Source organism: uncultured Rothia sp., assembly GCF_937976295.1.
GTDB lineage: Bacteria > Actinomycetota > Actinomycetes > Actinomycetales > Micrococcaceae > Rothia.
The window spans coordinates 1-7,634 of sequence record NZ_CALJRY010000029.1; the positions used below are offsets into that span (position 1 = coordinate 1).

Below are 7,634 nucleotides of genomic sequence, written 5' to 3' on the forward strand. Positions count from 1 at the left end.
CGCCCCTCCTCTGTTTTATACCTCGTTTTACACCTCGCTCTAGGTGCCGGTTTTAGGTGCCGGGCTTATAGGGTTTCTGGGTTTGAGGTTTTCGGGGTTTGAGGGTGCTGATGGGTCGGCGGTGTGTTCCGGGTTCGCCGCAGATGGTGTGTTTAATCCAGGCGGGTAGGTTGCCTGCGTTGAGGTGTACGTCGAGGATGTTGAGGTCCTTTCCGAATGTGTGGCGGTGGGCTTCTTGGCGGAGTAGGCGGGCGTAGGTGCTGTAGCCCTTGTACCAGTTGGCCCAGGCTTGGATGTTGCGTAGTGCGGCGTATTCTCCGTCGGTGCTGTGGGACGTGAGCAGGCTGGTGAGTAGTTCTAGTGCGTTGAGGCGTGCACAGTGGGGGCTGTCTAGTTTTCCTTTGAGGGCTTTGAGGTAGTGGGTGTAGACGGCGTGGCGTTCGGTGAGGTATTCGCTGTTGGTGAGGTTTTCGTCGAGTCGTTGTTGGAGGTTTTCGAGTTTGGTGTTGGCGTTGTGGTCGTTGGGGTGTTCGTCGAGGTATGGGATCAGGTTGCGGCTGATGGTGTTGAGTTCGGCGGCGCTGGCGAGGTCGGCGGGGGTGAGGTTTTCGAGCGCCCAGCCGTTGAGGTTGGCGTGCTGGTTGCCGCGGTTCTGTTGACCGCTGCGGCTCTCTTGAATAGCGCGGTGAGTGCGGCGGATCCAGTCTTGCCATTGCACGCATTTTTCGGGCACGGCGCGCACGTGGCTCTGTCCGGTGCCAAGTGCGGTGCTGAACGCGTGGGTGAAGCTGGCGGGTATGTAGGTTTTGCGGGTGATGCGGGTGCCGTAGTGGGGTGGTTCGAGCGGCGCGAGGTTGGGGCTGATGCTGGGGTATTCGCCTCCGAAGGCGTGGTAGGTGTATTGGGCGGAGTAGTGCAGGTAGGCGAGCGCTTTTTGGGCGTGGTTGAGTCCGTAGCCGGCGAGGTAGGTGAGCATTTCGGCGGTGATGGGGTTGAGGGCTGCCGGTGCGATGGAGGCGCGTAGGTGCCCGGCGACTTCGGCGGGGATGAGTTCGCGGAGCGCGTCACCGATCGTGGGTGCGTCAGCATCATCGATCTGGTGGGTGGTGAGCAGGTGCGCGGCGGCGTTGATGGCGGCGTCCCAGTAGCAGAGGTCGATTTGGGCTTGGCGGTAGATGGTTCGGATGCCTTTGCGGGCTTCTTCGTGGCGGGTGATGTGGGTGTGGTCCCAGAGTTCTACGGCGTTTTCCCAGTCGTGGCGGGTTTCGGGATTGGTGGTGGGGTCGGTGTCCCAGGGGCTGTGGGCGTAGTTGTGCTGGGCGGTGTCGGCGATGGTGTCGCCGTGGCGGGTGAGCCAGGTGTAGTAGCTGCTGTGGCGGATTTCTTCGATGGGTGCGAGGAGGGTGAGCGTCTGCTGTTCGGGGTTGAGCGCCCAGATGCTGGCGCCGCCTGCGTAGATGACGTCTTCGCAGCGTAGTTCGCTGACGATGCGCGGGTCGTGGAGCAGGTGCAGCCACGCGTTGATGGGGATCTGGGTGTCGACGTCCTGTTGGATTTCTTCGATGGCGGCGAGCTGTGTGGTGTTGGGGTGGAGTTGGCGTTGGCGTACGGTGTTGTCGCCGTCGATGATGATGGCGTAGAAGCGGGTGAGGGTTTCGCCGTTGTGGCGGGTGGGCAGTTTGGCGAAGGTTTCGTGTAGGAAGTCGGCGCGTTCGGTGTGGGTGCAGGGTTCGTCGGGTAGGTTGACGCGCAGGCTGGGGCCGAGGGTGGTGTCGGTTGCGGTGAGGATGATGAGTGAGTGGTCGGGCCAGTAGCCGTGCTGGTGGAGAGCGCAGCTGAGCACGTCGTATTCGTTGCGGATGGGCGGGGGCGTGTCGTAGCTGCCGTGGATGTGGTCGCTGTTGGGGGTATTGCCGTTGGAGATGTTGCCGTTGGAAATATTATTTGCGTTCATGCCTTCACGGTGGCATGGTTTGTGCGGGGCGCGGGGTTAAACAAATAAATCTGTGGATACTTCGGTTCATGTATCCGAAGGTTCCACAGATTTATTCGTATTGTTCGTTTGTTCGGTGGGGTTTGTCCACAGCGGCGCGGGGTGGCGCGTCATAATCTGTCACGCACTACCCGACGGGCAACTCTCCACTCCCCTCCTGCGCGCGCCTTATTGTTCGTCGAGGAACCGTTCGAAGAGCGCACCAATCTCGTCGCGGCTGGGCACGTTGTGCGCGTCGCGTCGTGAGAGGGGAACCGCAATGTCGGAGGAGCGGAAGTTCTCGTCGTAGTTCTCCTCCATGGTCGTAATCATGCGACCGATTTCGGGGTTCTGCTTGACCTGGTCGTTAATCTGGCTGTGCACGTGGCGTGCGGCGTCGCGCAGGTTCTCGGTGGGTAGGGAGAGGTGCGCGGCCATACCCACGTGTTCGAGGGCGGTGAGGGTGCCCTGCGGCAGGTCCGCCTCCGAAATGTACTGGGGAATGTTCACGCCGAAGCCGACGGTGTCGATTCCGTTTTCGGTGAAGAGCACTTCCAGCAGGTTGGTGACGGTCGCGTGCACGTCCGCGCTGGGCTTCCACGGGGAGATGCCGCGAATCAGGTCCTTGCGGGAGCCGTGCGCGGTAACCGGGAAGGGGCGGGTGTGCGGCACCGGCATGGGGAATGCGGAGACCAGCACGACCAGGGAGGGCTTGACCCGCTGGGCGATGGTCAGCACGGCCTTTTCGAAGCGTTGCCACTGCAGGTCCGGTTCGGCGCCGGTGAGCAGCAGGAACGGCTTGTCGAGGCTGTCTTCTACGGCGTAGAGCTTCAGCTGCGGGTATTGCGGCTTTTCGAAGTGGTCTTTTTCGTAGCGGATGTAGGGGCGGCGAGCACGGTAGTTGTGCAGTTGGTCGCTGTCGAACTCGACGATTTCAATATTTTTGAGTTCGCTGAGTAGCACCTGTCCGAGCTGACCTGCGGTGGAGCCTGCGTCTTGCGGGCTGGAGAGGGCGATGATGAGGGTTAGCCCGTGCATTCTGGGGTCGTCCAATATTTTGGTGTTGGCTAAGTAGAGGTCTTCGGGGTTGAGCATTGCGCCTCCTCACTTCTGTCTGGTTCGCGCCGTGTTCGGGTGGGCTTCGTGTTTTCTGCCGGCACCCGAGGTGTTGGGGCGAAGGGGCGTCTTCTGTTATCTGACGCTTTCCGTAGTCTTTCATTTTATGCCACTACTGGCCTGTCTCGACAGTGTGCGGGCTTTTCTCGCAGTAGGTGAACGTGTTTAGTCTCTCGTCGACGTTCTTATTGCGCTTATTGCGCCGCAGCTCGGCTTCTTGCGCGTTTTTTGCTCTGCCAACGGTGCGGGGTGAGAGCTGAACCTCACACCCTCCTGCATATCCGTGTAGAGTAGAAGCAGTAGTCCGCGCGGCTTTGCGCGGCGGTATTCATCCTCACTCTTCGAGGGCCTACAGTTGAGTTTTTCGGGCGCGAGGATGTGCCCTGACTATTTTGAGAAGACACACGCAAAGGAGTAACGATGTCTCTGTCTCTGTCTATTCACAGCACCGACCTTGAAGCGCTCGAAGCTGACGTTCTGGTTCTGGGCGTTTTGAAGGGTTCGGACGGTGCGTACCTGGCGCCGAGCTCCCTGTCTGAGGACTCTGTTGAGGGTATTAACGAGCTGCTGGAGGCGCTGGGCGCCTCGGGCGCACCCGATCAGCTGTTGCGCCTGCCCGGCCTTGAGGACACCGGCGCCGGCATTGTTGCGCTGGCGGGTCTGGGTTCTGATACCGCTGAGGGTCAGGAGCGTCTGGACGCTCTGCGTTACGCTGCCGGTTCTGCGGCTCGTCAGCTGGTTGGTTCCGCTGAGGAGATTGCTTTCGATTTCGGTGTTTCTTCGGTTGAGGAAATTGAGGCTATTGCTCACGGCGCTGTGCTGGGTAACTTCGTTGAGGAGGGCCTGCGTTTCAAGACGAAGGATTCGGTCCAGGAAGAGATCGATTCCATTCTGATTGTTTCTTCGATTGATCAGGAAGAGGCTGAAGAGGCTCTGGTGCACGGCCTGGTTCTGGGTGAGACCGCTAAGGACGCTCGCCGACTGGTGAACCTGCCCCCGTCGCACCTGTACCCGGAGACTTTCGCAGAGTTCGCTGCTGAGGTCGCTGAGGATTACTCGAACATTGAGATTGAGCTGTTCCACCACGACCGCCTGGCTGAGGAGGGCTTCGGCGGCATTTCCGGTGTTGGTCAGGGTTCGCCCCGCAAGCCGGTTCTTGCCGTTGTGAAGTACACCCCGGAGAACCCGAAGGCTCACGTTGCGCTGGTTGGTAAGGGCATCACCTTCGATACCGGCGGTAACTCGCTGAAGCCTGCCGCTTCGATGATGACCATGAAGTGCGATATGGCGGGTGCCGCTGCCGTGCTGAACGCTGTAGTTGCTTCTGCTGAGCTGGATGTTCCGGTTGCTGTGACCGGTTACCTGTGCCTGGCTGAGAACATGCCCGGCGGTCACGCTCTGCGCCCGGAGGACATTATCACCATGCGTGATGGCCGTACCGTTGAGGTGCTGAACACTGACGCTGAGGGCCGCCTGGTCATGGCTGATGGTATCGCTCTGGCTTCTGAGTCGAACCCGGACGTCATCCTGGATATCGCTACCCTGACCGGTGCCGCTATGGCTGCTCTGGGTCTGCGCACTGCTGCTCTGCTCGGTGACGAGGAGATTCGCGACCGCGTGATTGCAGCCGGTGCCGCTGCGGGTGAGTCGTACTGGCCGATGCCGCTGGAGTCCTACCTGCGTAAGAGCCTGGAGTCCCCCGTTGCTGATCTGAAGAACATTGGTTCCCGCTACGGTGGCGCGCTGACTGCGGGCCTGTTCCTGAAGGAGTTCGTGGGCGAGGGCATTCCCTGGGCTCACCTGGATATTGCGGGCCCCGCGTTCAACGAGGAGGCACCCTACGGCTTCACCCCGAAGGAGGGTACCGGCTTCGGTACCGCTACCCTGGTGAACTTCATCCAGTCCTACGCTAAGTAATCTGCTTCGCTGGGTGCGCGTCCTAACTGGTGCGTAGCCGTTCAGTATAGAGCTGATTTGAGGAGGGCTTTTCGGTATTTCTACCGGGAAGCCCTCCTCCGCGTCTTTCCTCTGCGTCTTTTCTTGGATGCATTCTGTGCGACCGCTGTGGTGGTCCTGTCACCGCGCTGTTCTATGACGAGCCTCTTTTCTTGAGTGATGAAAAATTTGCGCTGTTTGGGCGATTAATCGGCTAAAACCGCCCTGAGTGAACTTAAACGACCGCCAACGGGGGTATTGTTGTATTAAGTGTTTTTCTGCGTACGCGGAGGGGCGCGCGATTTTTTGTGAGTCGCGGGCCTTTCGCGCATGCTGAGAAACCTACCAATAAATTGGTAAAGAACTCATTGCAGGGGTCTTTAGCCCCCACAACTATGCAAGGGAGCAATATCGTGGCTCAAGAATTCGACATCCTCATCCTCGGCGGCGGTTCCGCTGGCTACTCTGCAGCTATTCGCGCACGCCAGCTAGGCTTCACCGTCGGCCTGATCGAGAAGGAAAAGGTCGGCGGCACCTGCCTGCACACCGGCTGTATCCCCACCAAGGCGTACCTGCACGCTGCTGAGCTGGCTGAAGAGGCACGCGAGGCGTCCAAGGTTGGCGTTAACGCTGTTCTGCAGTCCATCGAGATGGGCAAGGTTCGCGATTACAAGGACGGCATCGTCTCCGGTAAGTTCAAGGGTCTTGCAGGCCTGCTGAAGATGAAGGGCGTAGAGGTTATCCCCGGCGAGGGTAAGCTGACCGCTCAGGACACCATCACCGTCGGTGGTGTTGAGTACAAGGGTAAGAACATTATCCTGGCATCCGGCTCGGTCTCCAAGACCTTCGGTCTGCCCATTGAGGGTCGCGTTCTGACCTCCACTGAGGCACTGGAGATGGACTACCTGCCCAAGAGCGCTATCGTGCTCGGCGGCGGCGTGATTGGTTGCGAGTTCGCATCCATGTGGAACGCTATGGGCGTTGACGTCACCATCATCGAGGGCCTGCCGAACCTGGTTCCCAACGAGGACCCGGCAATCATCAAGGTTCTGGAGCGTGCGTTCAAGAAGCGCGGCATCAAGTTCAACACCGGCACCCTCTTCGAGAAGGTTGAGCAGGACGCTAACGGTGCTAAGGTCACCCTGGCTGACGGCAAGGTCTTCGAGGCAGAGATCGTTCTGGTCGCTGTTGGTCGTGGCCCGAACACCGCAAACATGGGCTACGAGGAGCAGGGCATCCCCATGGATCGCGGCTTCGTCCTGGCTAACGAGCGTCTGCACACCGGCGTTGGCAACATCTACGCTGTTGGCGACATCGTCCCCGGCGTTCAGCTGGCTCACCGCGGTTACCAGCAGGGTATCTTCGTTGCTGAGGAAATCGCTGGCCTGAACCCCACCGTCGTTGAAGACATCAACATCCCCAAGGTCACCTTCTGTGACCCGGAGATCGCTTCCGTTGGTTACTCCGAGCCCAAGGCTAAGGAGAAGTTCGGCGCTGAGAACGTTGAGACCGCTGAGTACAACCTGGCTGGTAACGGTAAGTCCGCTATCCTCGGTGCTACCGGTATCGTGAAGGTTGTCCGCCAGAAGGACGGCCCCATCGTTGGTGTTCACGCTATTGGTAAGCGCATGGGTGAGCAGATTGGTGAGGCTCAGATGTGGGTTGCTTGGGAAGCATTCCCCGAGGACGTCGCTAAGTTCATCCACGCACACCCGACTCAGAACGAGTCCCTGGGTGAGGCTGCAATGGTCCTGAACGGCACCCCGCTGCACAGCGCATAAATTTTGCTGACTGGCGTTAGCGCGTCAGCTTAGTATTGACGACCGTTGGTCGTTCGCGGTTGCCGGGCGTATCCGCTGAACAACGCCCCTATCCGGATGCGCGTCGACGTGCTTCAACGCATACGGCGCGCATCCGGGTCGCCGCTCACATTTTTCTAGTTCAAGCATTCACAAGGAGAACGGGAAAGATTATGTCCCACACCGTAGTACTGCCCGCACTGGGCGAGTCCGTGACCGAGGGTACCGTTACCCGCTGGCTCGTTGAGGTCGGCGACACCATCGAGGTTGACGCACCCCTGGTTGAGGTTTCCACCGACAAGGTTGACACCGAGGTTCCCTCCCCCGTAGCAGGCGTTGTTGAGCAGATCTTGGTGGAAGAAGACGAAGATGTTGAGGTTGGCGCTGCTCTCGTTGTCATTGGCGATGGTTCCAGTGCTCCCGCAGCTGCACCTGCCGCGCCCGCTGCTGAGGCACCTGCAGCACCCGCCCCTGCCGCTCCTGAGGCACCCGCAGCTGCTGCGGCGCCCGCTGCTGGCTCTGTATCCGGTCAGGAAGTAACTCTTCCCGCATTGGGCGAGTCCGTCACTGAGGGTACCGTGACCCGCTGGCTGAAGGAAGTTGGTGAGCAGGTCGAGGTAGACGAACCTCTCGTAGAGGTTTCTACCGATAAGGTCGATACCGAGATTCCTTCGCCCGTGGCAGGTACCCTGCTCGAAATTCGGATTCCAGAAGACGAGGAAGCAGAGGTCGGCCAGGTTCTCGCCATCATTGGTGATTCTTCCGCCGCAGCTGCTCCTGCTGCACCGGCCGCCCCCGCGCCTGCTGCGGCA

General features: G+C 59.9%; 5 protein-coding genes. 3 read left to right on the plus strand and 2 right to left on the minus strand.

Translation table 11 applies throughout. The annotated features are described in order from the left end of the window. Positions 1 to 52: 52 nt before the first annotated feature. On the minus strand, positions 53 to 1,954 hold the full coding sequence (locus Q0216_RS00760; RefSeq protein WP_298592129.1) for a metal-dependent hydrolase: 1,902 nt from the start codon (positions 1,952 to 1,954) through the stop codon (positions 53 to 55). A 207-nt stretch (positions 1,955 to 2,161) separates the two neighbouring features. Beyond that, complete coding sequence (locus tag Q0216_RS00765) at positions 2,162 to 3,067, minus strand: PAC2 family protein (protein ID WP_298592131.1); 906 nt, start codon at positions 3,065 to 3,067, stop codon at positions 2,162 to 2,164. A 441-nt stretch (positions 3,068 to 3,508) separates the two neighbouring features. Here Q0216_RS00765 and Q0216_RS00770 point away from each other — a divergent pair, with 441 nt between their 5' ends. The 3 genes from Q0216_RS00770 to Q0216_RS00780 form a co-directional block, all read left to right on the plus strand. After that, positions 3,509 to 5,005: a leucyl aminopeptidase gene (locus Q0216_RS00770; RefSeq protein ID WP_298592133.1), complete on the plus strand. Its 1,497-nt coding sequence runs from the start codon at positions 3,509 to 3,511 to the stop codon at positions 5,003 to 5,005. A gap of 413 nt (positions 5,006 to 5,418) precedes the next feature. Then, on the plus strand, positions 5,419 to 6,804 hold the full coding sequence (gene lpdA / locus Q0216_RS00775; protein WP_049337822.1) for a dihydrolipoyl dehydrogenase: 1,386 nt from the start codon (positions 5,419 to 5,421) through the stop codon (positions 6,802 to 6,804). A gap of 191 nt (positions 6,805 to 6,995) precedes the next feature. Then, the coding region (locus tag Q0216_RS00780; RefSeq protein ID WP_298592135.1) for a biotin/lipoyl-containing protein at positions 6,996 to 7,634 on the plus strand (639 nt) is incomplete at its 3' end.

Excerpts from the sequence above, each read along its gene's own strand:
- Q0216_RS00760 (WP_298592129.1), bottom strand. The coding sequence starts at position 1,954 with ATGAACGCAAATAATATTTCCAACGGCAACATCTCCAACGGCAATACC.
- Q0216_RS00770 (WP_298592133.1), top strand. The coding sequence starts at position 3,509 with ATGTCTCTGTCTCTGTCTATTCACAGCACCGACCTTGAAGCGCTCGAA.
- Q0216_RS00765 (WP_298592131.1), bottom strand. The coding sequence starts at position 3,067 with ATGCTCAACCCCGAAGACCTCTACTTAGCCAACACCAAAATATTGGAC.
- lpdA (WP_049337822.1), top strand. The coding sequence starts at position 5,419 with ATGCAAGGGAGCAATATCGTGGCTCAAGAATTCGACATCCTCATCCTC.